We start from the raw sequence: 25,481 nt of genomic DNA on the forward strand, positions 1-25,481 counted from the left end.
TTTAATTTACTAAAATCTGAACAGTCTGATTACCTGCATCACTGCTTCACGCTACCGGCACTCAAACCGGACTCCCAGTAACGCTGGAGCATGAGGAAGATAATGATGATTGGGATGACAGTGACAAGCGCGCCCATGATGACCAGGTTGTAAATCGGCTTTGGAGTGGCCGATCCGGTCGCCTGCGCGTTCCATTCCGCCAAGCCAACTGTCAACGGATACCACTTCGGATCATTGAGCATGATCAACGGAAGGAAGTAATTGTTCCATGTGGACACGATGGCGAACAACAGCACGGTGACGATGCAGGGCATCAGCAGAGGAAGAACGATCTGGAAGAAGATTCGAACCTCTCCAGCGCCGTCCACACGCGCCGATTCAACAACTTCCCTTGGCACACCAGACTGTACGTAACTGATGACCAGATAGAACCCGAATGGGCTAATGAGTGAAGGAAGTATCACCGCCAGCGGGGTATTAGTGAGGCCCAACTTCGCGAACAGCAAGAAGGTGGGGACAACCAAGGCGTTGCCCGGAATGGCGATGGCGCCGATGATGATTGCCATGACGATTTGCTTGCCGGCGAAGTCGAACATGGCCATGCCATATCCTGCCAGCGCTGCCAGCAGCGTAGCGCCGCCCGCACCGATGACCACGTACATCACCGTATTGCCCAGCCACCTCAGGAACGACCCATCCTCATAGGTGAATGTCGCCTTGAGATTTTCGACGATGTTGAGCTTGTGCCCGAAACCGAGGCCGAAGGTCGAGAGAATGTCGCCCTGGCTCTTGGTTGCATTCAGCACCAGCCACAACAGCGGGATAATCGAATAGAGCGCCAATACCAGCATGAATATGAACAGTACGGGGGAATGACGGCGTGAATAGCCATTCTTCCTGACACCGGATCCGGTGGAGACCGCTACGGTCGCAGCGTTTTTCGTATTCTTACGAGACATCTTTTTCTCCTTGCGATCTCAGTCGATATTCTTTGAACCGTGGTTCTGCGTCACGAACGCAAGCACACCGGTGATCAGACCCATGATGATGGCCAACGCCGCCGCCAAGTTGTATTGGCTGCCGTTCAGCGAGAGGTTGTATGCCCAGAGGTTCGGGGTATAGCTACTCGAAATCGCATTCGGTGCCGGCGTCTGCAATAACTGTGGTTCGCTGAAAAGCTGGAATGTGCCAATGATCGAGAACATGAAGGAAATCAGAAGCTGGCCCTTGATCGCAGGAACCTTGATGTGCCAGGCAACCTGCCATTCGCTCGCTCCGTCAAGCCTTGCCGCCTCATAGAGTTCGGTCGGAATGGTTTTCAGACCGGAGTAAAGAATAAGCATGTTGTAACCCGTGAACGACCAGGTCATAATGTTGCCGATGGACCACAGAATCATGTTCTTGGACAGCGGCTGCAGCGACAGGCCGAACAAGGTGTTGATATTGGCCGTCAGACCGAACTGATTGCCGTACAGGAATTCCCAGATAAGCACGGCGACCACGCCAGGGACCGCGTAAGGCAGGAACAGAAGGATTCGGAAGGCCGAGCGACCAACCAACCTTGCGCTGTCGATAGCCAACGCAGCAAGAAGAGCGAGACCCAACATAATCGGCACCTGAATCAGGAAGACGCGGATAACGCGCCAAAGACCATCCCAGAACAAACCATTCGTCAGAATCGCAACATAATTGCTCAAGCCGGTGAAAACTCTGCCGCCAATCAATTTATCAGTAAACACACTGAGATACAGCGCATAGATAATCGGCATGATAATTGCTATGACAAAGAAAATAAGGAAAGGCGTGATGAAAGCCCAACCGATTAAGCCATTGCGACGATGCTTATGAGCTTTCTGGATGTTCTTTGACCGGGAACTCTTTCCAAATTTCCGTGACGATTGCACAACGCTTGTGTTCGCGTCCATTCTTCCTCCTTAAGACTTTACAACTTTGCAAAGCCGCATATTGGCAACCCGACATCCGTGTGGGAGGTCAATCTTTTTAAACATATCCAAATCCGTTTTTGAATATTCAAAGTTGCCATAGTTTGCTTTGAAATCATATTTCGACATTGAATAACCTAACGTACTATTTATACTAATATGACAAATATACAGTCACCAAAGCTAAAAACACCAAAGCGATGGCAAGAAGCCTGTTATCAAGCCTCATGCCATCGCCAAGAGCAGGAAATGCTGTCCCGCCCGAACTAACTCGAGTCCTTTATCTTTTATTCGCTTACAAAACCCACTCAACGCAGAGTGCCTTGGCTGGCATGTGCGTTGTTCGACCGTAAAGACTTGGCCTCTTTTTATTCGCTTACAAAAAGCACCATTAGTCAGAGCGATGGGGCGGGATATGTGTTGTTCTGGCGTAAGCTTGGCCGAACGGCCTTGAGTGTCCAGAACAACACATATCCCGCCCCATCGCGGCAGTCACTAAGAAAAATCACCACTCGTGCATGGTGCCGTCGAGTAGGCGATCGACCGGCAGCGGAGCCGGCTGATACGGGTACTTCGCAGCGAGCTTCTCATCGAAGTCAACGCCGAGGCCCGGCTTGTTGCCCGGGTGCAGATAACCGTCCTTGAACGTATAAGAAGTATGGAACACCTCGAGCGTCTCGTCGCTGTGCTTCATGTACTCCTGGATGCCGAAGTTCGGAATCGCCAAGTCGAGGTGCAGGTTCGCGGCCATACCGACCGGCGAAACATCGGTGGGGCCGTGGAAGCCGGACTTGACGCCGAAAAGCTCAGCGAAGGCCATGAGCTTCTTCATGTGGGTGAGGCCACCCGTGTGGGTGACGGCCGAACGCACGTAATCGATGAGCTGTTCCTCGATCAGGGTGATGTAGTCGGTCCAGGAGTTGATGATCTCGCCAATGGCAATCGGAGTGGTGGTGTGCTCGCGCACCAGACGCAAGAACTGCTGGTTGTCCTCCGCGGGCGTGGTGTCTTCCATCCAGAAGAGGTCATAAGGCTCAAGCGCTTTGCCGAAGCGAGCGGCCTCAATCGGGCGTAGACGGTGATGGGAATCGTGTAGCAGAATCAAGTCCTTGCCATACTTGTTGCGCACTTCTTCAAACACACCTGGAATGGTGTTGAGGTACGTGCGTGCGTCCCAAACTTCCTCGACCGGCACGCTGGTACGGCGGGCGGGCTCGTAATCGTAACGCATGCCCTTCTCACCCTTGCCAGTCTGCGCGTTGGCCGAAGCCGCGACACCGTAGGTCGACGGGATGCCGGGCAGCGCGTACTGGATACGCGTGGCTTTGAAGCCCATGTCACGATACATATCAATCGAATCGAACAGGCTCGGCAGATCGGTGCCAGAGGCGTGCGCATAGGTCAGAATGCCCTTGCGGGATGCACCACCGAGCAAGTCGTAGACCGGAACGCCGAGCTTCTTGCCTTTGATATCCCACAATGCCACATCAACAGCGGAAATGGCGGCCATCGTCACCGGTCCACGCTTCCAATAGGCGCCCTTGTAGAGATACTGCCACATATCTTCGATGTTGTCCTCGTCCTTACCGATGAGGGCGGGGGCGATAGTCTTCAGATATTCGGCAGCGACCAGTTCACGCCCGTTGAGCGTTGCATCACCGAGTCCTACGATGCCGTCCGTCGTCGTGAGTTTGAGAACGACGAAATTGCGCCCCGGACTCGTGACGAAAACCTCGGCCTTTTCGATAGCCATATCGATTCCTTTCTGTTATACAGATTTTTATTCACAGATGCTTACTGCTTGACGGCATCCGCTTTATTCAATTTTCATTCACGCTTTTCATGACAATCACGCCGCCAACCCTGATACAGAGCGCGACAATACCAATCATGATGTGCAACGAGCCTTGGCAGCCTTGCCCACCTCGCTGATCTGCTGGACGACCTCGTCGACAAACGACGACGAAGACGCAAGACCTCGATCAAGATAAGCGATGACATGCCTGACTGCTTCGCCGTCGATGTTGCCATCGGAGGTGAAACAGGGTTTGGCAAGCGAAACGACCTTGTCTTTATTGATGACATCCGCCAGTTCATCGCTAAACCGGTTAAGGAACAAAATCCACGCGGCAATGGCACGGGCGGCCGGAAGCGCAGAGGCCCCGTCCTCCAGGGCTTTACGGGCAGCGGGAACGATGCGAACTGGCAGCTTCTCGCTTCCATCGGAGGCGATCTGCATCAGCAGATGACGAATATTCGGGTTCTCAAAGCGTTGAAGCAATTGCCGGCGATATTCGTCGGTGGGCACGCTGACATAGCGTCCAGCTAGATCCCACCACTCGTTGATCCACGAACGCAGGGTCGGATCGGCCACGGCATCCGCGACGGTTTCGCAGCCGAACAACGGGCCGCAGTAAGCCAGAGTGGAATGGGAACCGTTGAGCATCCACAGTTTGCGCTGCTCGTAAGGAGTCACATCGTCAGTAATGACGGCCCCTACTTCATCCCATGCCGGACGTCCTGACGGGAACTCCCCGGCAATCACCCATTCGCGGAACGGCTCGGTGCGCACCGGAGCGGCATCGTGCCAACCTTTCGTGCGTTCAACCAGCTCGATATCGGCCGATGTGGTGGCAGGCGTGATGCGATCGACCATTGACGTACCCCAAGCAACGTTGAGACGTGTCCAGTCAAGCAATGACGGATCGACTTCGGCAATGGCCTGCTCGACCACTTTACGGAACGCGGCACCGTTACCAGCCAGATTATCGCAGGGCAGCACGGTGATCGGGCCGGCACCCGCGTTTCTGCGGGCCAAAAACCTGCAACCATACGAACAGGAATCGTTTTGAGCCTGTCCACCTCCGGATCAGCCTTCAAAGCCTGAAGATCGGAAGCAACATTGGCGTCGGAAATATCAAGATCTCCGTTCTGGGCACGCATATACCCAGCCTCAGTGACCGTTGAAGTAACAATCGAGATATCCGGATCGGCGAAACGAAGACGCAAAGCCGTCATATCCGCACCTGCATGCATGGAGGAAATCGACGAAATGACTTCAAATTCGTCGCCCTGAGCTCCGGAAGTAATCAGGGTATACACGCAGCCCTGTGCTGCAAGCAAGTCGCTCATCCTCGACCCAAGACCGGTGAAACCGGCGATACCCCATTGCGCCGCATCGGATGCATGCTGGGTGTACCAAGACTGATGGGCACGCGTGAAATTGCCGACCCCCAGATGAATGATTCTTTCCGGAGCCGCTGAACGGCCATCCTTTTCACGGCTAATCGCCGGAACCGAAGCGCTTACCTTTGACATCATTGCTCCTTACGCTTCTATTTTCCAAATCCTTATTGTTGCTTCACGGTATCGATTTTGAACACTCGCTTGGGCTGCGTGGCAACCTCGTAGTGCATAATCGAAAGCCCTTCGTCCATGGAAATACGATGATCGCATATCAGTGAAGCAACGAAACTCGCGGTAATCCTCCTGTTCATGTCGTGACGGGAAGGAATCGAACAGATTGCACGCGTGTCGTCAATGAAACCGGAAAGCTTGGTGAATCCGGCGTAGGGAACCGTGGCACGGAAATAGCGCGAAATGGCTTCCGGAGAGTCGATGAACCACCATGGAGCACCCACATAGAACGAAGGATAGAAGCCTGCGAGCGGCGCAAGTTCACGGGAATATACCGTTTCGTCGGTGGTGAAGGCGACAAAATGGAAATCGATATTGTTTCCGTACTCATTCAAGAGCGGGCGCAAAGCCTCGACGAACTCGGCTCGCGCAGGAATGTCACCGCCGATATCCGCGCCATAATCGGCATAGGAAGCGGCGTCGTAATTACGAGCAATGGAAGGATGGACCGTCATTACCAAGCCATCTTCCTGGGCCAATCTCGCCTGATCGTTAAACAGATGTGCACGAAGGCGGTCGGCATCGCGAGAATCGATTCGTCCGGCATAAGCTTCTCGGAACAGACGATCTGCCTCGGCATCCGTGAGCCTTTCGGAATTGATGCTGATATGGGAATGGTCGCTCAGCACCGCGCCATGCTCTTTGAAATACCGGCGCCGGCGACGCATGGCTTCTGTGAAACCTTCGTAGCCGGAGGCATCCACATCGGCGGCCGCACCAAGGTTGCGGACCAGCTGCGGCCAATCGGCACGGCCCGGCTCAAGATAAGCGTCAGGTCTGAACGCAGGAGCGACAAACGGCTCGAAATCCGAATCGGCGTTGACCTTATCGTGAAGCTTCAAATCACTGACGGGATCGTCGGTGGTGGAAACGAAATCCATATTGAAGCGGTTGGCGAGCGCTCTCGTGCTGAATTCTGGGGTCTTGAGCATCTCGTTGAGCTCATCGTAAATCACGCCCGCCGTATCCGGGCCAAAAGCAGTATCGATACCGAAAACGCGCACCAACGAATCCTCGAACCAATAACGCATCGGCGTTCCCGCAAAAGCAAACCAGTGCTGACCAAACAGCAGGAAAGCGTCACGGGCCTGCCGTTCGGTGAAATGAGGCTGGTTGACTCCCAGCGCACTCAGCGCAATGCCTTGGGCATGCAGCACGCGAGTGACGTAGTGGTCAGGGGTGATGAACAAATCAGTGGGATTGGCGAAATGCTTGTCCTGCGCAAACCATTCAACGGGGATATGCCCGTGAGGGGAAATAATGGGAAGATCCTTGACGGAGGCATACAGTTCGCGTGCGGCATGCAACGTTTTTTCCTCGGCAGGAAATAGCCTGTCTGGGGATAAAGACGTTCCTGATTTGTCAGCCATAAAATTCTCCTAGCAGAAGAGCACAACAGACAATCCCTGGTGATTGCCCGAAAGTCTTAAATCGTGCCTCAGTTTACGCTCAGCAGCATTTGGCCGTATGCTGTTGCCATTACTTGCCAACGTATGCTTATACTAAAGGGCGAAGGACGGCAAAAGAGTGCGCAATGACGAGATAACGGATAACGGCAAGGCCGAGAATCTTCAAGACTTATCGAAAGACTCCCAAGACAATCTGCAAGATCCGCATGCCACCTTGGAGGATGTCAAGAAACCCGTCACCATCAGAGACGTGGCCCAGGCTGCCGGAGTTGTGCCGTCTACTGTTTCCCGAGCGTTTGCAAGGCCCGGCCGCGTCAGCGCCGCAACCGCCGAAAAAATCTACAAGGTCGCCGACCGGCTCGGTTATCGTTCGCATACAATCAATGCGCATACCAACGACGACCATCTCAACGGAATGCTAGGCATCGTGGTAGCCGACCTCAGCAACCCGGTTTTCGCGGAATACACACGAGCCGCGCAACACGAATGTCTCACGAATGGCTTCGGCCTGCTGGTGCTCGACTCAGAGGAAAATACCGTCATCGAACGAACCTCGATTCACATCGCCGGGCAGCATATTGACGGAATCATCCTCGCTTCGTCCCGCCTTTCCGACACCGGCATCAGAAAACTTGCCCAAACCAAGCCATTGGTGACGCTTAACCGCTCCATTCGCGGCATCCAGTCGGTGATCGCCGAGGTACAAACAGGACTTACGCAGGCCATCAATCACCTTGTCACGCTAGGACACCGCAGTTTCACCTATCTGAGCGGACCGGAATCGTCTTGGCAGGACGGCGTGCGTTGGAGGACGCTTTCCTCCATCTGTCTAAGACGCCATCTGAAACTGCGCCGCATTCCTGCCAATACACCGACTTTCAGCGGCGGCTTCGGCACCGGAAACCAATTTCTGAGCAACCCCACCGATGCCGTCATCGCCTACAACGACATCATGGCCATCGGGTTCATCGCGGCTTTGCACAGCAAGGATGTCAGCGTTCCCGACGACGTATCGGTTGTGGGTATCGACGACGTGCAATTCAGTTCGCTGGTCTCCCCCGCATTGTCAACGGTCCGTCTGCCACGTAAGGCATTGGGCGTGAAAGCCGTGACCGAAACCATCGGCCTTATCCGCCATACCAAACCGCTAAACGACAGAAAGCCCATCATGCTGGAATCGTCTTATATCGTGCGCGCCAGTACGGGCAAGGTCAATCCCTCTGCACTGTCTGATAGGAATTTATGAACACCAACAGGAACACCTTGTCCAAACGCCGGTTTGCCGGATATTTACCTTCGAGCGTGAACTGTTTATTTTTCTTGGTGTTTCACCGTGTTATGCCGTGTTGTCTTATCCCCCGTTAATCGGCTTACCTGACAGGTTATTTAAGCTGTTTATTTGAGCGCCTTACCAGCGGAACCCAGTTCGACGCAGGCCTCGACCACGCGCTGGGCCATCGCGTCCTCGGCCGTGCGGCCCCATGAGCGCGGGTCGTAGTAGCGTTTCTCTCCAACCTCGCCGTCGACCTTGAGCACGGAATCGTAGTGCTCGAACATGTGGCCGGCGACAGCGCGAGTGAAGGCGTACTGGGTATCGGTGTCGATATTCATTTTCACCACGCCGTAATGTACCGCGGCAGTGATGTCGCCCTTCGTCGAGCCTGAACCACCATGGAAAACGAGCATGAACGGCTTGTCGTCGTGCAACTCGGCGTCGGTGTAATCGCTTCCCAGATTGCCAGCCTTTGCCACCGACGCAACCTCGCGCTGAATCTCGCCAAGCAATTCCGGGCGTAGCTTTACGACTCCCGGCTTGTAAGCGCCATGCACGTTGCCGAACGTGAACGCCGCCATGTAAGCGCCCCGCTCCCCCAGACCAAGTCTGCGTGCCACCTCAATGCCGTCGGCCGGCGTGGAATACAGCTTTTCATCGATATCCGCACGATGTCCGTCTTCCTCTCCGCCAACTGCGCCGATTTCGATTTCAAGAACGGTGCGAGCCTTGGCGGAAAGGTCGAGCAATTCTTCAGCGATATCAAGGTTTTCCTTGAGCGGAACCGTTGAACCGTCCCACATATGCGATTGGAAAATCGGCTCCTTGCCGTGCGCTACCTCGTCGGCCTCATGAGCAAGCAACGGCCGCACCCAGCCGTCGAGATACGGCTTGGCGCAATGATCGGTGTGCAGCGCAATAGAAATATTTGGATATTTCGCCGCCACTTCATGCGCAAACGCTGCAAACGCCAATGAACCCGTAACGCGATCATCGACCCGTTGTCCAGAAAAATAGGAGGCGCCGCCGACGGAAACTTGGATGATGCCGTCAGATTCAGCCTCGGCGAACCCTTGCAGCGCGGCGTTAAGTGTCTGGGTGCTGGTCACGTTAATTGCCGGATAGGCGTAACCGTTACGCCGCGCGGATTCCAGCATTTCACGATATCGTTCAGGGCTCGCAATAGTCATGTTTCCCATTATTGCCGTGAGCCTCGCCATTGGGCCTGCCATCCCACCGTCTGTAATAAACGCAAAAATAGTGTGATATAGTTATCAAGTGCTTCATGCTGGGTTTTGAACAACAAACCTTCTACGGCACACTAATTGGGGGATTAGCTCAACGGTAGAGCCCGCCGCAAGGCGGAGACGCACGGTTCAACTCCTGCCTCCTCCACTTTCTTTCGATTTTCCGTTTTTCGATTTCAATATATTTCTTGAACGTAGTTACAGCTATAATCTGGAAACTTTTAGATTGTTGCATCAGCGCCACATCAACCTATCAAAATTGACAAAAGGCTTAGAATCGTTGGAAAATCAAGGAATATCAAAGAGCGGATGACGGGAGTCGAACCCGCCTCTGAAGCTTGGGAAGCTTCCATTCTACCGATGAACTACATCCGCAGTGACGCACGCAATGTCGCGCACATACAAATCATGAGTCTAGCACAGAGACGCGAAACAGCGTGCCGAATCGGCTCAGTCAGCTTTCACTGACGAATGATTCAGCTCAATTCACTGATTTGACTTATCGAGATTCGTAACTTCGGTATCATTGTCGATTCGCTCTGACTTCGAAATCATTCGAATCTGTAATTCAGGTCATGCCTCAATCCGCAAATTTGAGTCACATTCGTATTCACGGCGGAAATCCCGAACAATTCTACATTCGTACGACATTATTTGATACAAGCCGCCCTCTCACCGCAGTCACTGCACCTCTTACCGATACCTATGCACCTCTTATCCACATTAGCTTTCCTTCCATAACCACGCAGCGCCACAATCGTCCCATCACCAAGTTTTGCGGTTCACGTCGCAATCTGACATCGGCACGAAAGGTTTTATCCATGTCAACACTGCTGCAAGCAGAACATCTGTTGAAGTTCTACGGCAATCACGAAGCCGTTCACGACGTTTCGCTGAGCATCGAGCGAGGTTCACTTACCGCGGTCATCGGGCCGAACGGCGCTGGCAAATCGACCACGATCTCGATGATTACCGGTATCAATGCACCAGATGCGGGCACAATCAAATTCCCAGACTCTTATGCCTCCGACAACCACGCAGAAACAGGCAACACCAACAAAACCGAAATCCGCAAGGCATCCGCAAACAACCGCCCGGCAATCGGCGTGGTGTTTCAACAAAGCGTGCTCGACCATCTGCTGACGGCCCGCGAAAATCTCCAATCCCGCGCCCGACTTTACAAGAACCTTCCTAGCAACCGAGTCAAGGAAGTCATTGAACTCGTCCATGCCGAAGATTTTGCGGATCAGCGCTACGGCTCACTTTCCGGCGGTCAACGTCGTTCAATCGATATCGCACGGGCGCTTATCAACAATCCCGATCTGCTCGTGCTCGACGAGCCCACCACCGGCCTCGATATCGTCACCCGCAACTCGCTGTGGTCCCTGCTGAACCGACTTCGCCGCGAAACCGGACTTTCCATACTGCTGACCACGCACTATCTCGAAGAAGCCGAGCATGCCGATCAGGTTTATCTCATCGATCAGGGTCATATAAAGGCTTCCGGTTCGGCGCAGGAACTTATTTCCTGTTACGCCGATTACCGGCTTGAAGTCACGCTAAAACCAGGAACGAGCCGAACAGCCAAAGCCACCCTTGAACAGCTCGATGACAACATTCCTGTCCAATTACCCAGATCCGTACCCACAACCAAAAGCCAAAGCCAACAAAACAATGCATTTGAAGAGCCAACAAGCAACGGCAATACCAGCTGCGACAACCCTGATCATCTGTCATTCACCTTGTCATCAGCCAACAACTGTCTGATAATCCTAAGCGAACTCCGGCCGTATATCACCGATTTCCAGTGCCGCCCAGGCACAATGAACGACGTGTTCTTGGCACTAACGGAACGATGAGTCCATCACAAAATTTGCCGCCCCCAAATTTGTAAGTCGACCCGACAAATCCAGCCATCAAAACTTTGCATATCGTTGAAATATCAACGATTATTCATATTCCGCCACTGTTCAAAACTCATATTTTAACGGCTAAAGAAAATGTGAGCCGAAACCATCTAAAGGACCATCATGCTCGCCTTATCGCAACGCAATCTCAAACTGTTTCTGCGCGACCACGCCCGCGCCCTGCTTTCGCTGCTCAGCGCCCTTATCGCGTTCGGACTTTACGTCATCTTTCTCAAACAGACCGTTCGTTCCGGCTGGGGCGGCAACGGCCTTAGCACAAGCACCATCAACACCCTGCTCGACAACTGGTTAATCGGCGGCACTCTTTCCATCACCGGACTCACTACGTCTCTGGCCATGGTCGGCCAAATGGTCAACGACCGAGAAAACGGCCTCGATATTGATTTTCGGATGGCCATACACTCACGTTGGCGTATCGCCGGCGGCTACGTACTGAGCAGTGTGGCTATCGGATTTGTTATGCAATTGATTGTGTTTGCGATTATGCTTGCCTATTTTCTTCCCGTCGACCGTATCTCCGTACCTTTGAATCATCCGATGACTGTCCTTGGGATACTCATGCTGATGGCATTCAACGCCCTTGCCAGCTCGGCACTGTCCTATGCAATCGTCGCCGGCATCCACTCACAAAGCGCCAACACCGCGCTCAACACCATCGTCGGCACCGCCTCGGGATTCCTCGCCGGCGTCTATCTGCCCGTCAGCGCCATGCCGAAATTCGCGCAACACCTCATCGAAGCGTGGCCGGGAGCCTACACCTCGTCGCTGTTCCGTAGATTGCTTATGGACAATGCGATGGATTCCGCATTCGCACCCCTACCCCATTCTGCTGCGGTCGCCGCCAGATTCCGTGCCGATATGGGTATCGGCTACACGCTGCCCCGCACGTCCCAGCCAACTTCGGCCGCCGGGGAGATCATTCTACTTGTCGCTACCACAGCCTTGATATCGTTGATTATCTGGGCCATTCGTGTGCTTGCTGTAAGTATGCGTAAGCTGGGTATCAGTAAGGAACGCAGCCTTGCAGCAATCTGAAAAATGACAGCCCCAGCGTTCCATAATGGGATACGGCACGCATATACAGTCACTTATACAATCGAAAATGTATCCGTCTGCGTATGAACATGTGAAAATACGGATGCACAAGCGAATAAAATAAGGCCGATGAGATAAGGCCGATCAATCAGGAAGGCGGTGGACACGTGACCATCATGTTTCGAGCGAATCCTGAGCTTGAAGATGGCGAGGTGAACATTGTCATCGAGGCCACAGCACCCACCGCCGAAGCCTTATCGGTGATGAAAGCCGCGGAAACCCTGGGACGTCGAACGTCGCAAACCATCTCCATCGACACGGATGGCAGGATCGAAATCGTGCGCAAAAGCGCCATCATCGCCATCGAAGTGCATGGCAACTCGCTCATGCTCCGGCTCGCCGCCACACCAGGCTCACCAGCACACACGCTGAACACCAAAGACCGGCTGCAGCATTTCATGGAGTCGCTGCCACCTTCCGACTTCGTCCAGATATCCAAACAGGTCGCCATCAACCTGCGTCACTTGAAATCGCTGGAAGCCAGTTATTCCGGCAATATGACGGCAAAGCTCACCGACGGCGTCGACGAAACCGTCAGCCGACGCTATGTGGCCGACCTGAAGAAAACATTGGGAGTCTGAAATGCGTCAAAACGAATACTTCATCGATGAGAACACCGACACAAACAATTCCGATGATATCAACAACATCTTCGACAACTACCAAGAGCGCGACGAGAAAGGCGAGAATATGAACCACCGGTCAACAATTCTCCGCGATGTCGCCCGCAACGCGGCCATCGGGCTGGGATTCGGTTCGTTCTTCTACCTCTTGGTGGAGGCAATTGCTCCGAACTGGGTGCCTATCACCCCGCTCAGCATCATTACACTGTTCATCATGAGCGCTCTCATCGGAGAGCTGACGTTCCTGCTCGGCAATGAGCGTATCGCCGGTTATATTGCGCACTGCGTACTCACTTTTGCACTGGTTATCGTGTGGATCCTGATGAACGGTTGGAGTTTCTCACACATCACCGGCGGTCTGCCTACCGTGGCTTTAGTGTTTATCGCAATCTATGGCGCAATCTGGGCAATCAGCATCGCCCACAACAAGCTGGATGCTCGAAAAATCAACGAAAAGCTGACAGCACAACGCTGAAACACCGCATTTCAGCTCAGTACGCGGCCTGTGCTTCGTTGTCGGAACCCAAGCGGTTCCAGCGTTGCCCGCGGTTTGAAGCGGCTCCGACACCTTGCATCTCCTGAGCCATCTGCATCAGACGATTGATACGATCCTGAGTGGGCGGATGCGTTGAGAATAAGCGGCTGAAACCCTCGTCGGAGAAAGGATTAGCAATCATCAGCACTGCGGTGGACTGGGTGCCGGCGGTCTGCGGCATCGGGTTGGCCTGCGCACCGGAAGTGATCTTGCTCAGTGCCGAGGCGAGCGCCGCCGGATCACCGGTGAGTTTGCTGCCATCTTCGTCCGCGTCGTATTCGCGGGTGCGAGAAATCGCCATTTGAATCAACGAGGCACCAATCGGCGCGAGAATCGAACTCAACGCCACCCCAATCAGCCCGAAAAGACCGGAATCACGGTCATCATCCTCCCGTCCGCCACCGAAGAACATCAGCATATAGCCAAGATAGGTAATCACCGTCGCCATCGCGCTGGCAACGGCCGACGTGAGGATGTCATGGTTGTAGACGTGCATCAACTCGTGGCCGAGCACGCCTCGCAATTCGCGTTCGTTCAGAATCTGCAGGATTCCCTCCGTGCAGCAGACGGCGGCATGACGCTCGTTGCGGCCGGTGGCGAAAGCGTTCGGGCTCATCGTCGGGGCGATGTAAATGCGCGGCATCGGCTTGCCGGCACGAGCGGAAAGCTCGCGGACGATGCGGTAAAGCTCGGGCGCTTCGGCCTCAGAAACCTGCCGCGCACCCATCGAAGCAATCGAGATGCGGTCTGAGAACCAATAGGAGATGAAAGTTGAAGCGAGACCGATGAAAATATAGTAGACAAGCGTGTTGCGGCTGGCGCCGGTCAGCCACCAAATGAGCATGATAATGGCCCACATCACTCCGAAAAGCAGTGTGGTTTTAAGGCCGTTCAAATGGCCGTGCACTTTGATCTTGCCGTTCATAAACCAAAGTGTAGCGAATCAGCCTGTACTTTTGCTGAACGTCAGCTGTGACTACACAGGCATCTTGGCCACAGCAGGCCTACGCCCGTCTTCCCGCATCGAGCTCGCGGCAAAATCAAGAAAAGGGTGCTTTCTGTCGCAACAACAGAAAGCACCCGAATGGAAACTCGGCGTTACGTCAACTAATCGGTCAGAGCAATCCGCCGAGCGCCACCAACCTGCTCAACATCTCAAAGCGCCACTCAGCCAAGCGCGAGCGAACGCATCTGCTCGGGATCGATCACCTTTTTGTGTTCGCGGCCTTCCTTCGCACCCTCGGCACGCTCGTAAGCATCAACCTTCTTCCAGCCGGCGAAATCGATAGGCTTGACGCCGCGCGATGCCAGCAGACGGTCGATGGATTCGGGGTCACGGTCGGCGGCGATGCAGCCCTTGCCTGCACCGTCAACGTCCTCAGCCTTGGCGAGGTCCTCAAGCATGTTGCCGACAATCATCAGCGCATCGGACTTGGTGGAACCAATCAGGCCCACCGGTCCACGCTTGGCCCAGCCTGTCGCGTAGAGGCGCGGACGGACGGTGCTCTCGCCGGTTTCGGCAGTAAGCGCCGGTTCGGCGAGAATGCGGCCTTCTTCATTGGCCAGGACGTCACGTTGTTCGTCGTAGGCCACGCCCGGCACGCTCGCCGGCTTATAGCCGATGGCGTGATAGACGGCCTCGACCGGATAATCGGTGAACTCGCCGGTGTGACGCATCACGCCGTCGGCGCTGGTTTCCGTACGTTCGACATGTAGGCCGATGACCTTGCCGTCCTCGCCCAAAACCTCGGTAGGCGCGGAATTGAAATGAATATAATACTTCTTGGGTGCAGGATTGCCCTCGAAATCAACACCGCCATCGTCGTCCATATCCTCGGCCATGTCGCGGATAGCATAGAGCTCCTCGACCATCTGACGGGTCAGCTTGTCTTTACCGGCCTGCTCGACGGTGTCGTCATCAAGGTCGAAATCGTCCTCGTTGATGATGATCTGCACGCCCGGCAGCTTCTCGAGCTCGCGCAGCTCCTGCACGCTGAACTTGGCCTGGGCCACGCCACGGCGAATGAAGAGATGGAGTTCGCGCGCCTTGTTGGCCTTGATGCCTTCATAGACATTGTCGGGAATATCAGTGCGGGACTTGAGATCGTCGGCGTTACGCACCAGCTCACGTGCAACATCCATTGCCACGTTGCCGCCACCGATGACGGCCACCTTTTCGGCGTCAAGCGGCCAGGTGCGAGCGCCGGTCGGATAGCCGTCGTACCACTCCACGAACCGTGCGGCACCATGCACGCCATCAAGGTCGGATCCAGGAATGGTCAGCGGGCGGTCGGCCACCGCACCGGTGGCAAAGAGCACCGCATCGTAGCATGGCATCAGATCGTCAAGTGTCAGGTCACGGCCAAATTCCACGTCGCAATACAAATGAATATCTGGGTTGTCGAGCGTCTTCTCCAACGCATCGGCGATGAACTTGATGGCCGGGTGATCGGGCGCGACACCGTAACGAACGAGACCAAATGGCACCGGCAGCTTTTCGAACAGGTCAATGCGCGCGTTGGCCGGCAGACCAAGCGATTCACCCTTCTTCTTCAGTTCGCGCAGGAAAATGTCGGATGAATAAACTCCAGCAGGGCCGGCCCCGACGACGGCGATGCGTAATGTGTTGCTATTGTTTTCGCTCATGGTTCTAGATTAACGCAACCGGTCATACCACGAAAGACCGAATGGCAAGAGATTGCTTACATTTCAACGGCAAACCCCGTGCCATTGCTTGGTAAAAGACATATTTGTGGCCCCTGATGCCTATACTGAAGAATCGTTCGCGTGGTTGGTGGCAGCAGCTGCGCCAAGACGATTTAGCAACGCAGACAGCTTGGAAACACAGGCTTTGCGGCGATATTTGCTGGGATGAATCCAGTCATATCCGCAATGCCGGCAAACATAGTCGATTTCCCAAGCTCGATGCACCGGCTTGATTCGTCGCGCGGACTCCTCACCTTTCCGCATGCGTCGTCTCAAGCCGCAGACAAGACAAGGTGATTCACCGTGAACATCAAATCAATTAAAAAGGTTACTGCAATCATCGGCGCAGCAGCGCTGGGCCTTTCGCTGGCAGCCTGCGGCAACACATCGTCAAGCAACAGCAACGCAGCCGATGCCAACGGCAAACCGACACTGACCTTCATGCTGGATTGGACGCCGAACACCAATCACGTCGGCCTCTATGTCGCCCAGCAGCTCGGCTATTTCAAGGATGCCGGCGTCAACGTGAAGATCCTGCCGACCGCCCAAGCCGGAGCCGAAACCAGCGTGGAGAACGGCGTGGCCAACATCGGCTTTTCCAAGCTGACCGACCTCGCCAACGCCGATGCGCACGGGGCTGACCTGAAACTCGTCTTCGACCTGACGCAGAAACCCATCGCCCGCTGGTGCAGCCTGAAAAGCCGTACCGACATCAAGACGCCCAAGGATTTTGCCGGCAAGACCTTCGTCACCTTCGGATCGGCGGAACAGAGCGCTTCGGTGCGCCAGATGATTCGTTACGCCGGCAGCAACGGTGACTTCAAAACCGCGACGGCAGGCACCAATACTTTCCGTACACTGACGAGCGGCAAAGGCGATTTCGCCGGCTTCTACGCCAACTGGGAAGAGGTCGAATCGCAGCTCAACGGCCCGGCGCTCAACTGCTTCGCCGCCGACAAGTGGGGCGTGCCCGGCAATCCCGATCAGCTCGGTTTCGCGGTGAAGAACTCGTGGCTGAAGAACCCGCAGAACGTCGCCAACCTCAAGAAATTCCTCAAGGCCGCACGTCGCGGTTACAACTACGCACTGGCCAATCCAGACAAGGCAGCCAACATCCTCGTCAACCAGACCAAGACCTCACACCTCGACCCGAAGCTCGCCCGCGCCTCAATGGAGAAGGTCGTCAAAGAGGGCTATTGGAGCGGCAACGGCATGGCCGATGACGCGGCCAACGGCAAACCTGACCAGAAGCTCGCCGCCACCGTCAACACCGAAGACGGTCAGAAATACCTTGACTTCCAGTACAACGCTGGCACTTACACCGATTCGCACAAGAAGAAGCTCGTCCGCGCGCCCCAGGCCGCCGAGCTTTCAACTAACAAATACGTGGAATAAGGCATGTCACAACAACATTCAGCAACTCAACAACACCATGACAGCTGGTGGCGCAAAGTACTGCCGCCGGCCGTCGCCATCGGCGCTGTGCTCGCCGTCTGGCAGATCGCGGCGAGCGCCCACTGGGTTTCCGAAACCACGCTTGCCTCCCCCGCCGCCATCGTCTCGTCAATGATTGCGACCTGGCCCGATCTTATGGCGGCTACAGCCGTAACCACAGGTGAGGCTCTGGCTGGTTTCGCGATCTCAGTCATTCTCGGCATCGCCATCGGCATCGGCCTCTACGCCTCGAAAACCGCCAATCGAGCCATCTACCCGCTGCTGGTGGCAGCTCAGACCATCCCCATCATCACCATCGCGCCACTGTTCATGATCTGGTTCGGCTTCAATCCGGCCGGCAAGATCACGCTTGTGGCCATCTTCGGCCTGTTCTCCATCGCCGTCGATACCTCGCGCGGACTGAACGCCGTCCCCGCTTCTATCAGGATGTGGCGCTGACCTGCGGAGCGACAAAACTGTGGACACTGTTCCACGTGAAACTTCGCGTCGCCGCCCGCCAGATTTTCTCTGGCATTCGCATCAGCGCCGCCTACGTTTTCGGCACGGCCGTCACCGCAGAATATCTCGGTGCCACCAACGGCCTCGGCGTGTGGCTGCAGGGCGCGTTCAACTCCTTCCAAACCGCTCTGATCTTCTCGGCGGCTCTCGTCGTGGTGGCACTGACCGGCATTCTGCTCGGTCTGGTCTCGCTTGCCGAACGCCTGTTGCTCGGACCTGCCGATCAGGATGGTGCCCTATCACTGGATGACAGCGAATTCTAGAATCGTCGCTGGCCTACTTCGTCCGCTGATGTCTATTAATCCGAAGTTGTTTGACGCCAAGATATCTGAAGTTGATTAGTTACGACACTATCGGCTAAGCTTGAAAGTGTATGTAAGACGGCATATTCGCAATATGGCTGAGTGACATAAATATCGCGGTTGTCAACGCACACGGAGAGAGAATATCTGTTTCACGAAAGGACATTGATGGACGACACCAATCCAGAAACCAACGGGGATTACACCAATCCAACGCAGGATTCGAACACGGGCGAAAATCCTTTGAACACTTTCGGCGATTCCACAGGAACTTCACCGGAACAGCAGTATCAAGCCGAAACGACACAAACACCTTCTTCGGAGTCGTCAACATCGGAGCAGCAAAGCGCTCCGGAATTCAATCTGGTGATGCCCGACCTGCCATCCATGCCCACTCCAGCGACGCAGAACGAAAATCCCGCGACGAATGCCACACCGTACTCCGGCGATATCTATGCTGCAGACTCGCAAAATTATGGATTCGCCTCGCAGCCCGGCTCAACTCAGCAATTTGGCTCAACCTCACAAGCCGAAACGGTTCCGCAATACAATGCGCCTCAGGCCGATTCAGCCCCGCAAAATAGCCCAATCCAGCAAAGCGCATCAATACCGCAGTACAACACCGCACAACAGACGGACGGCAATGTTCCGCCGCAAGGCAATCCCTATCAGAACGAGCCGTATCAGGGCGATTCGTATCAAAACGCTCAATACCAGCCTCAGTACCAAGGCTCGGCACAGCCCAGCGGCGACGCTCCCATATTCCCGCCAGTAGCGCCTAACCAGCCACCGTACGGCAACCAGAATCCGAATAACTTCGCCGCTTCACCGACAGTTCCGCTGGGCCTGCCGTTCTACGGCTGCCCGCCGGTGGAGGCCGTCAAGCGCTTCTTCCTCAAGTACGTCAAGTTCTCGGGCCGCGCAAGCCGTAGCGAGTTCTGGTGGACCTACCTATTCATCTTCTTAGTCAATCTGGTACTCAACATTGTCGACTCCGGTCTATTCCGCGGTAACAACAATCTTTTCGACACCATCTGGGGACTGGCCATTCTCATTCCGTCCATAGCCATTGGCATTCGCCGTCTGCACGATTCCAACCGATCGGGTTGGTGGTTGATGCTTCCCGTCGGCCTAGTTTTCGGAAGCACGATTATCTTCATCATCGCCGCAATCGCCGGAGGAATCAGCATCGGTGCCGCAGTCAGTTCAACCGGCAGATATACCAGCGGTATCGGAGCCGGAGCGGGCGCAGGTATCGTCATCACAGCTATTCTTCTGCTCATCTGCTATATCGCAGCGTTCATCGTGGCAATCGTCCTCATGGTTGCTGGCCCCAAGCCGGAGGGTGCACGGTTCGATGAAGTTCCACCGATGCAGGCCGGCATGAATGGCTCCTACGCGCCGACGATGGGTCAGCAGAATTCCTTCAACGGACAGTATGCGCAGCCGGGACAGTACATGCCGCCCACCAACCAGGAGCAAGGCAATCCATATCAGACGCCAGCTACGCAGCAAAATCCTGTCAACAACCCATACACGACATCTGCGGAAACATACGGGCAGAACCAGAATTACTCCGGCGAGCAGCCTTACACGGATGCCAACAACGTCAACAATGGCAACAACAATGCTGATAACGGCTTTTCGCAGTTCCCGGGAAATGGCGAAAACCAGGCGCAGCAATAAATCATCCAGCTAACCGGCACCAACAATGTCGGCGATGATATACGAAATCCGCCTCGTCCGAATAATGTTTCGGGCGGGGCGGATTCTTATTACTTTAACGTATGCAGCAATGACACTGTCTGGTCACGAGGTTTACAACGCTACCAGCGAATCGTTCCGCCATCACCAGCTCATTGCACCTCACGACACTTCCAGGTTTACAGTTCCACCGGTGGCTTGTTTTTATCTTCCGGAATGTCTTTGAACTTTTCGGCGAGCTTGGCCTTCTTCATCTTCTCTTCTTTTTCCTTTTCGGCCTTGGCCACCGCCACCGGATCGTAGACGACGTCGTTATGGTGCTTCTCCCACTCAGTCTTGGCCAGCGGCGCAACAAACTCAGCAACCGCATCCAGGCCACGCTCAGCGTTGCCGGAACCGGCCGCTTCACGATAGTTGTTCACCAGATCCTTGAACTGCTGACTCGTCAGGTTCATGCGCGGAATCGACATGCGCTCGCACAGCTCGTTGATATACAGCATGATAGGAGTCGCGTTGCGGGCCGCGGCATCGGAACCAGCCGGAACATCGTCGTTTTCAACCAAACCGAACAGCCCGCCAATCGCGGCCAATACCACCGCGAGGCGCTGGGCCACACTTTCGACGTCCGTCCCAAGCGGCGTGGAATCGTCATCACCGAATACCGCACTGGTACCCGCTGCATTTTCGATTTCTTCAAGCGCGGCAGCTACGGCCTTCACCGTTTTGTCATCCCAGCCGACGTTGAGATCACCGGCACCCGCCATCACGAGCGTAGTGTCGCCGTTACGGGAATAGTCTTCCATCTGCTCGTACGCATCGTTGACGTCAATCAGCGCGTCAACCGTCGACTGTGGACGGCCGGGAATGCTGACCGCACCTTCATAGACGAATTCGGCATCGGCCATGGGGATTTCTTCACCAGTGATGACCTCTGCGACAGCCCGGCAAACGAGAACCTGCAAGTCCTCGGCGTATTTCGCATCATTGCTCAGCTTTTGAGCGGTATCCAACGGCCAAAGCCCAATGAGATCGACGCCAGCCTGCGCCGCATCCCGCACCTCAGGCATCAAAGCCAGACGCGCCAAGTCACCGTCTTTGATGATGCCGCCTTCAATATCCACCGCCATAGTCGCTCCTTTGCCTTTGCTGCCAACTGCCGGTTTCCTCACTCTATCGTAATCCCTACACGGCTACGACACCGCCGATGAGCCTACTGGACGTCTTTGGCAGGATCGACGTACGTGATGTGCAACATCTTGCCGGTGGCGCTGTCGTAAGTAATCGAGGTGATCGAGGCAAGTGCGGTGTGGCGCAGAAGCATATTATGCTCGGGATGACCGGTTTCCAACATGTGACGGTAACTGAAGATCGGTGATTCGTGGCTGACGATGATGACCTGCGCTCCGGGGTGGTTGCGCACGGCTTCCTGCGCGAAATCACTCACGCGAGCAGCAATGTGCTGATAGCTCTCCCCCAGCTCGGCTTCCAGAGGTTGCGTACCAGCTTGAGGTTTTTGGACGCCACAACGCGCCCTGACCATAGCCGATACGCGTGCCACGGAACTCGTTGCCCGCTTCGATGAGCCGCGAATCGGTTTCCATCGTCAACTCGTCGTCGCCGCGCGCAATGCGCACCGGGTTGAGTTCAGCGAGAATCGCCTGCGCGGTCTCGCACGTGCGGTCCAACGGCGAGGAATAGAGAGCAACCGCCTGGTTCATGGTCGTATCGGCGGCGATGTAACGCCCGCTGGCCTGGGCCATTCGCAAGCCCAATGCCGAAAGGTGGAAGTCAGGAAGACGCTCGTACAGCAGATGATTCGGATTCTCAACCTTGCCATGGCGGACGAAATGCAACGTAGTCTGCAAAGCGGTTGACGACATGAATGGCCTTTCCGACGACTGGTAGATCTGACTGCGGCATTGTTGGACACCGCCTATCACAATGTCACATAACAAGCAATAGAGCACCGAAGACTCATATGATAGCTGAAAGCTTTACTGCCAGCCCTTAGGGGTATGAGTGATTGACCATTCACCAAGCTTTTGAGCGAAGGTCTTGCGCTTGGGAGCGGACATCTTGGATTCAGGATTACCGGATTCGGATTGTTTCTCGGCACTAGCTTTCTGCCCGGAACGGTCGTCGAGCAACCACTTGCGGATGATGAAGTTCCAGACGGCGACGACCACAGTGGCGACGATCTTGCCGATGTTGGTGCGCAGGATGTACATGCCATGCTGCGTCATGGCAGCGTTGGCGGCCATACCGAGCGTGCTCATCCAGATGATCCACTCGTTGATAAACAGGCCGACCACCGCGGAAGCCAGGAAGATCAGGCCTTCCATCCAGCGTGCCATGTCGTCGCGGTGCTTGAAGACGTACTTCATGCTTGCCCAGTAATTGAACACCAGCGAAATCAGGAACGAAATGGTGCTCGCCACCACGTTGTTGACATGCATGAAAATCAGGATGTTCATGATGCCTTCGTCGATGACGAAAGCGACGACACCGACCAGTCCGAATTTCACGAGTTGTTCAATAAGTTTTTTCACAAGAGACCATTTAACTACCCGAGCCTGCCAAATTCATGCAAGACTGCAAATGAGCACTGATTCATCGCATAGAATTATCGAATTGCACGCCACTGCCCGGACGATGCACAGCAATCTCACAATCCGGCAAGCGGTTGCGCAGCTCGTCGGCGACGCGTTGTGCATCGCGGCCGTCGGTAAGCACCTTGACGTTCGGACCGGCATCCATCGTCGACCATGCGCCCAAGCCCGTTTCACGAATGGAGGCAACGGCGTTCAATGCGGAGACGGTCTGTGGCAGCCAGTAAAGCACGGCTGGGCGCGAAGCCATCATCGCCGCATGCATGCCAAGTGTGCATTGGCCTCGGTGATTTCGCCCAGGCGCTGCACATCGCCTTCACGAATTGCCGCGAGCGCATCGTCCAAATCCTGCCCACAGGAGTCGATCCAAGCGTCATATAAGGGCGAGGTGGCAATGGTGCGACGCATGGCCTCACGGCTGGAAATCGGCTTCTTTTCGCCGGAAATCAGCACCACGATGATGGCCAAATCCATATTGTCGGCATCCACCGGTTCCGCGTATGAGCTCTCATCGTCATGCCCGGCATTCCATTTCACCAATCCACCGAAAACCGAACGGCAAGCCGACCCGGAACCGCGTCGTGCCAAACGGGACAAATCACGCGGGCTCAGGTCCAGCCCAGCCGCCTTGGAGGCCGCGGCCGCGAGCGCCGCAAACGCCGACGCCGAACTGGCCAAACCAGCTCCGAACGGTACGGTATTGGCTGAAGTCACGCGTGCGGGAAGGGCGATGCCCGCCTTGTCGCGCACGATATCAAGGAACCTTGAGACGCGGGTCAGCGCCGAACCTTGCTGCGGTTTGCCGTCAATGGTCAAAGAATCGTCGGCCGGCGACGTATCCGGCTTTGCAAATTCGACTGTGGTGCGAGTCGAAAGTCCATCAAGAGTGAGCGAGAGACTCGAAGCGCGCGGGATAATCAAGTGCTCGTCGGCCTTACCCCAATATTTGATCAGTGCAATATTGGCGTTGGCGACGGCGGTAGCACTATGACCGTTGCCTTTAGCCGCATCAGTTGAACTTGCTGCGTGGCGAGCTTCATCTACCGTATGCTTCGGCCTCGCAACGCCTTCTTCCGATCGTTGCGACTCTTGCGCACCTGCCATATCCGATACACTGACCTTCACAACCAACGAGTGTATGCCGCTTGGGCGGACCCGTCTATACAAATGCAGGACTATCCACCAAACCCGCAGAATTGCCAATCATTTGCGCCCGTATTCACTGAATCTCGCAGTAGCCAATCACCACTCGAGCCGACATCATACAGGTTCACTATGCCGTTTGCGGCAAGCCTAGCATCGCATGCCTTTAAACGCTTGCCATACCGGTTTCCAATCGTTACTGCGCAGCGACAAACGACCTGTCGTCATAACGGTTGCCGGCTTCATCTTCACGATAAAGCTCCTGGTCAGAATCCTGCGCAGACAGCGAATGAATCCAGACTTCGCGCGCACCCTCGTGGAGCAGAGTCCGCTTGACATTCTTGGCAGTTTCGGCATCGGCCGCCAACGCGATTAGGCAGCCGCCCAAGCCGCCGCCGGTCATTTTCGCGCCGCTTGCACCTGCCGCACGAGCCGCTTCGACCAAATGGTTGACCAGAGGATGGCTGACGTTGAGCTCATCGAGCAATTCATGCGCACGGTTCATGCTTTTGCCCAGCATGCGCACCGCACCCAGCTCAAGATCGGTTTCGGAAGCGCGAGCCAGTTCGCCGAGCTCGTCCATGATGGACTTGACGCGCGCATGATCCTGCTCATCCTGTTTATGGACGTTGCCCACGGCCTCGCGTGTGCTGCCCGCGATGCCGGAATCGGCGATAACCAGGTAAGCCGGCATATCAACGCTCATTTTCTCAATATCGCCGGATTCGAACGCGACCAAATCGCGCGAGCAGGTCGTCGCCGCATCAAGCCCGGACGGATTGCCGTGCGTGATGACCTCGGCCTCGTTGGTCAGCCGCAGAATCTCCTGCTCGCTGGCCTTGACATCGCAAGCATCGAGAATCGCGCGAATCACCGCGCCCGCGCTGGCGGCCGATGAACCCATGCCTCGTCCTGCAGGGAACGAGCTATCCGTGACCACATCGAAGGTGAGAGCAGGGTGGCTGGCAAACTCGGTGGCGACTTTCACCGCACGTTCCAAGCCGCCGAAACGGCTTCCGGCATCGGAAAGCGACCCCTCATAGTTCAAGGCCTTAAGCGTGCCGACATGAGATTGAGAAGAGAAAGACCGAGAAGGTTCCAGCTTGGAAGACAATGACAAGTCATCGTCGGAATGACGGAAATCACTGATAACGCTGTGCCGCGCCTGGCCGGAGACGACTTCGACATGTTCCTGTTCAACAGGCGTGACCCAAGCCCGCATCTTAAGCGACAGCAAGGGCGCGGCAACCGCAGGATAGCCGTAGACCACAGAATGTTCGCCCATGAGAATGACCTTCGCCCAGGTCTCGCCATACCCCATGTGCACCATCTAGAGCCTTTACCTTTCATACGCATTTCATGCGCGCACGTTCGTCAACGTCAATCAACAGTTTCAAACTTTTCGCAGCGAAACCGCCTGCCGAAGCTCAAAGCAAACTCAGTAACCGATAAGCCGAACAGCGAGCGAGACAATTCCACTCTTCACGTGCCGCAGCTGTTTACCGTTACGAATATCGGCATCAATTGTCTATCGATTCCCGAGTCTAGAAATCGATTTGTGAACTGTGCGCAAACGAGCGTGAAGATAATGGGA

At 55.2% G+C, this 25,481-nt stretch carries 20 protein-coding genes, 1 tRNA gene and 3 pseudogenes; 8 read left to right on the forward strand and 16 right to left on the reverse strand.

Features of this window, described 5'->3' with window-relative positions:
* Window positions 1–38 precede the first annotated feature (38 nt).
* The 6 genes and pseudogenes from OZX57_RS07750 to uxaC form a co-directional block, all read right to left on the reverse strand.
* Window positions 39–959 carry a carbohydrate ABC transporter permease gene (locus OZX57_RS07750; RefSeq protein WP_277162069.1) on the reverse strand — a complete coding sequence of 307 codons (921 nt, stop codon included), beginning with the start codon at window positions 957–959 and terminating at the stop codon, window positions 39–41.
* A gap of 18 nt (window positions 960–977) precedes the next feature.
* Window positions 978–1,769, reverse strand: a complete 792-nt coding sequence (locus tag OZX57_RS07755; protein ID WP_348637169.1) for a sugar ABC transporter permease — start codon at window positions 1,767–1,769, stop codon at window positions 978–980.
* A gap of 679 nt (window positions 1,770–2,448) precedes the next feature.
* Window positions 2,449–3,696: a D-mannonate dehydratase ManD gene (gene manD / locus OZX57_RS07760; protein ID WP_277162071.1), complete on the reverse strand. Its 1,248-nt coding sequence runs from the start codon at window positions 3,694–3,696 to the stop codon at window positions 2,449–2,451.
* Window positions 3,697–3,831: 135 nt separating this feature from the next.
* A complete protein-coding gene (locus OZX57_RS07765) occupies window positions 3,832–4,761 on the reverse strand; it encodes a hypothetical protein (protein WP_277162072.1) in 930 nt (309 codons plus the stop codon).
* Window positions 4,762–4,883: 122 nt separating this feature from the next.
* Window positions 4,884–5,264: pseudogene (locus tag OZX57_RS07770) on the reverse strand (mannitol dehydrogenase family protein); the annotation flags it as partial.
* 29 nt (window positions 5,265–5,293) lie between these two features.
* On the reverse strand, window positions 5,294–6,730 hold the full coding sequence (uxaC, locus tag OZX57_RS07775) for a glucuronate isomerase (RefSeq protein ID WP_277162073.1): 1,437 nt from the start codon (window positions 6,728–6,730) through the stop codon (window positions 5,294–5,296).
* 157 nt (window positions 6,731–6,887) lie between these two features.
* Between uxaC and OZX57_RS07780 the strand changes: the two genes are divergently transcribed.
* Window positions 6,888–8,015: a LacI family DNA-binding transcriptional regulator gene (locus OZX57_RS07780; RefSeq protein ID WP_277162074.1), complete on the forward strand. Its 1,128-nt coding sequence runs from the start codon at window positions 6,888–6,890 to the stop codon at window positions 8,013–8,015.
* 149 nt (window positions 8,016–8,164) lie between these two features.
* Here the strand turns inward: OZX57_RS07780 and fbaA are convergent, their stop codons facing one another.
* Window positions 8,165–9,232 carry a class II fructose-bisphosphate aldolase gene (fbaA, locus tag OZX57_RS07785; RefSeq protein ID WP_277162075.1) on the reverse strand — a complete coding sequence of 356 codons (1,068 nt, stop codon included), beginning with the start codon at window positions 9,230–9,232 and terminating at the stop codon, window positions 8,165–8,167.
* A 361-nt stretch (window positions 9,233–9,593) separates the two neighbouring features.
* Window positions 9,594–9,664: transfer RNA gene (locus OZX57_RS07790), tRNA-Gly, on the reverse strand.
* Between the two features lie 200 nt (window positions 9,665–9,864).
* Here OZX57_RS07790 and OZX57_RS07795 point away from each other — a divergent pair.
* The 4 genes from OZX57_RS07795 (at window position 9,865) to OZX57_RS07810 (ending at window position 13,410) form a co-directional block, all read left to right on the forward strand.
* Window positions 9,865–11,148 carry an ABC transporter ATP-binding protein gene (locus OZX57_RS07795; RefSeq protein WP_277162076.1) on the forward strand — a complete coding sequence of 428 codons (1,284 nt, stop codon included), beginning with the start codon at window positions 9,865–9,867 and terminating at the stop codon, window positions 11,146–11,148.
* 171 nt (window positions 11,149–11,319) lie between these two features.
* The gene (locus tag OZX57_RS07800; RefSeq protein WP_277162077.1) at window positions 11,320–12,252 is read left to right on the forward strand and encodes an ABC transporter permease; all 933 of its coding nucleotides are present in this window, start codon (window positions 11,320–11,322) and stop codon (window positions 12,250–12,252) included.
* Between the two features lie 176 nt (window positions 12,253–12,428).
* Window positions 12,429–12,893, forward strand: a complete 465-nt coding sequence (locus tag OZX57_RS07805) for a LytTR family DNA-binding domain-containing protein (RefSeq protein WP_277162997.1) — start codon at window positions 12,429–12,431, stop codon at window positions 12,891–12,893.
* Window position 12,894: 1 nt separating this feature from the next.
* Window positions 12,895–13,410, forward strand: coding sequence for a DUF3021 domain-containing protein (locus OZX57_RS07810; protein WP_277162078.1), 516 nt, complete (start codon window positions 12,895–12,897; stop codon window positions 13,408–13,410).
* Between the two features lie 16 nt (window positions 13,411–13,426).
* Here OZX57_RS07810 and htpX read toward each other — a convergent pair whose 3' ends face one another.
* Window positions 13,427–14,395: a zinc metalloprotease HtpX gene (gene htpX / locus OZX57_RS07815; RefSeq protein WP_277162079.1), complete on the reverse strand. Its 969-nt coding sequence runs from the start codon at window positions 14,393–14,395 to the stop codon at window positions 13,427–13,429.
* 242 nt (window positions 14,396–14,637) lie between these two features.
* Window positions 14,638–16,116 (reverse strand): FAD-dependent oxidoreductase, encoded by a 1,479-nt coding sequence (locus tag OZX57_RS07820; RefSeq protein WP_277162080.1) that lies wholly within the window; start codon window positions 16,114–16,116, stop codon window positions 14,638–14,640.
* 363 nt (window positions 16,117–16,479) lie between these two features.
* Here OZX57_RS07820 and OZX57_RS07825 point away from each other — a divergent pair, with 363 nt between their 5' ends.
* The 3 genes and pseudogenes from OZX57_RS07825 (at window position 16,480) to OZX57_RS07835 (ending at window position 20,117) form a co-directional block, all read left to right on the forward strand.
* A complete protein-coding gene (locus tag OZX57_RS07825; RefSeq protein WP_277162081.1) occupies window positions 16,480–17,571 on the forward strand; it encodes an ABC transporter substrate-binding protein in 1,092 nt (363 codons plus the stop codon).
* A 3-nt stretch (window positions 17,572–17,574) separates the two neighbouring features.
* Window positions 17,575–18,392 (forward strand): annotated as a pseudogene (locus tag OZX57_RS07830) (ABC transporter permease).
* Between the two features lie 207 nt (window positions 18,393–18,599).
* Complete coding sequence (locus OZX57_RS07835) at window positions 18,600–20,117, forward strand: DUF805 domain-containing protein (RefSeq protein ID WP_277162082.1); 1,518 nt, start codon at window positions 18,600–18,602, stop codon at window positions 20,115–20,117.
* A gap of 197 nt (window positions 20,118–20,314) precedes the next feature.
* Here the strand turns inward: OZX57_RS07835 and OZX57_RS07840 are convergent, their stop codons facing one another.
* The 6 genes and pseudogenes from OZX57_RS07840 to mvk all read right to left on the reverse strand — a co-directional run bounded on the left by OZX57_RS07840 (window position 20,315) and on the right by mvk (window position 25,217).
* A complete protein-coding gene (locus OZX57_RS07840; RefSeq protein ID WP_277162083.1) occupies window positions 20,315–21,262 on the reverse strand; it encodes a hypothetical protein in 948 nt (315 codons plus the stop codon).
* Between the two features lie 83 nt (window positions 21,263–21,345).
* Window positions 21,346–22,015: pseudogene (locus OZX57_RS07845) on the reverse strand (histidine phosphatase family protein).
* A 114-nt stretch (window positions 22,016–22,129) separates the two neighbouring features.
* Entirely contained in the window at window positions 22,130–22,684 is a 555-nt protein-coding gene (locus OZX57_RS07850; RefSeq protein WP_277162084.1) for a GtrA family protein, read from the reverse strand.
* Between the two features lie 61 nt (window positions 22,685–22,745).
* The gene (locus tag OZX57_RS07855) at window positions 22,746–23,009 is read right to left on the reverse strand and encodes a hypothetical protein (protein ID WP_277162085.1); all 264 of its coding nucleotides are present in this window, start codon (window positions 23,007–23,009) and stop codon (window positions 22,746–22,748) included.
* Window positions 22,994–23,848 (reverse strand): diphosphomevalonate decarboxylase, encoded by an 855-nt coding sequence (gene mvaD / locus OZX57_RS07860; RefSeq protein ID WP_277162086.1) that lies wholly within the window; start codon window positions 23,846–23,848, stop codon window positions 22,994–22,996. The genes OZX57_RS07855 and mvaD overlap by 16 nt, the downstream gene beginning before the upstream one ends.
* A 235-nt stretch (window positions 23,849–24,083) precedes the next feature.
* Window positions 24,084–25,217 (reverse strand): mevalonate kinase, encoded by a 1,134-nt coding sequence (gene mvk / locus OZX57_RS07865; protein ID WP_277162087.1) that lies wholly within the window; start codon window positions 25,215–25,217, stop codon window positions 24,084–24,086.
* Window positions 25,218–25,481: the final 264 nt, after the last annotated feature.

Source organism: Bifidobacterium sp. ESL0682, assembly GCF_029392815.1.
In the GTDB taxonomy this organism is placed as follows: domain Bacteria; phylum Actinomycetota; class Actinomycetes; order Actinomycetales; family Bifidobacteriaceae; genus Bifidobacterium.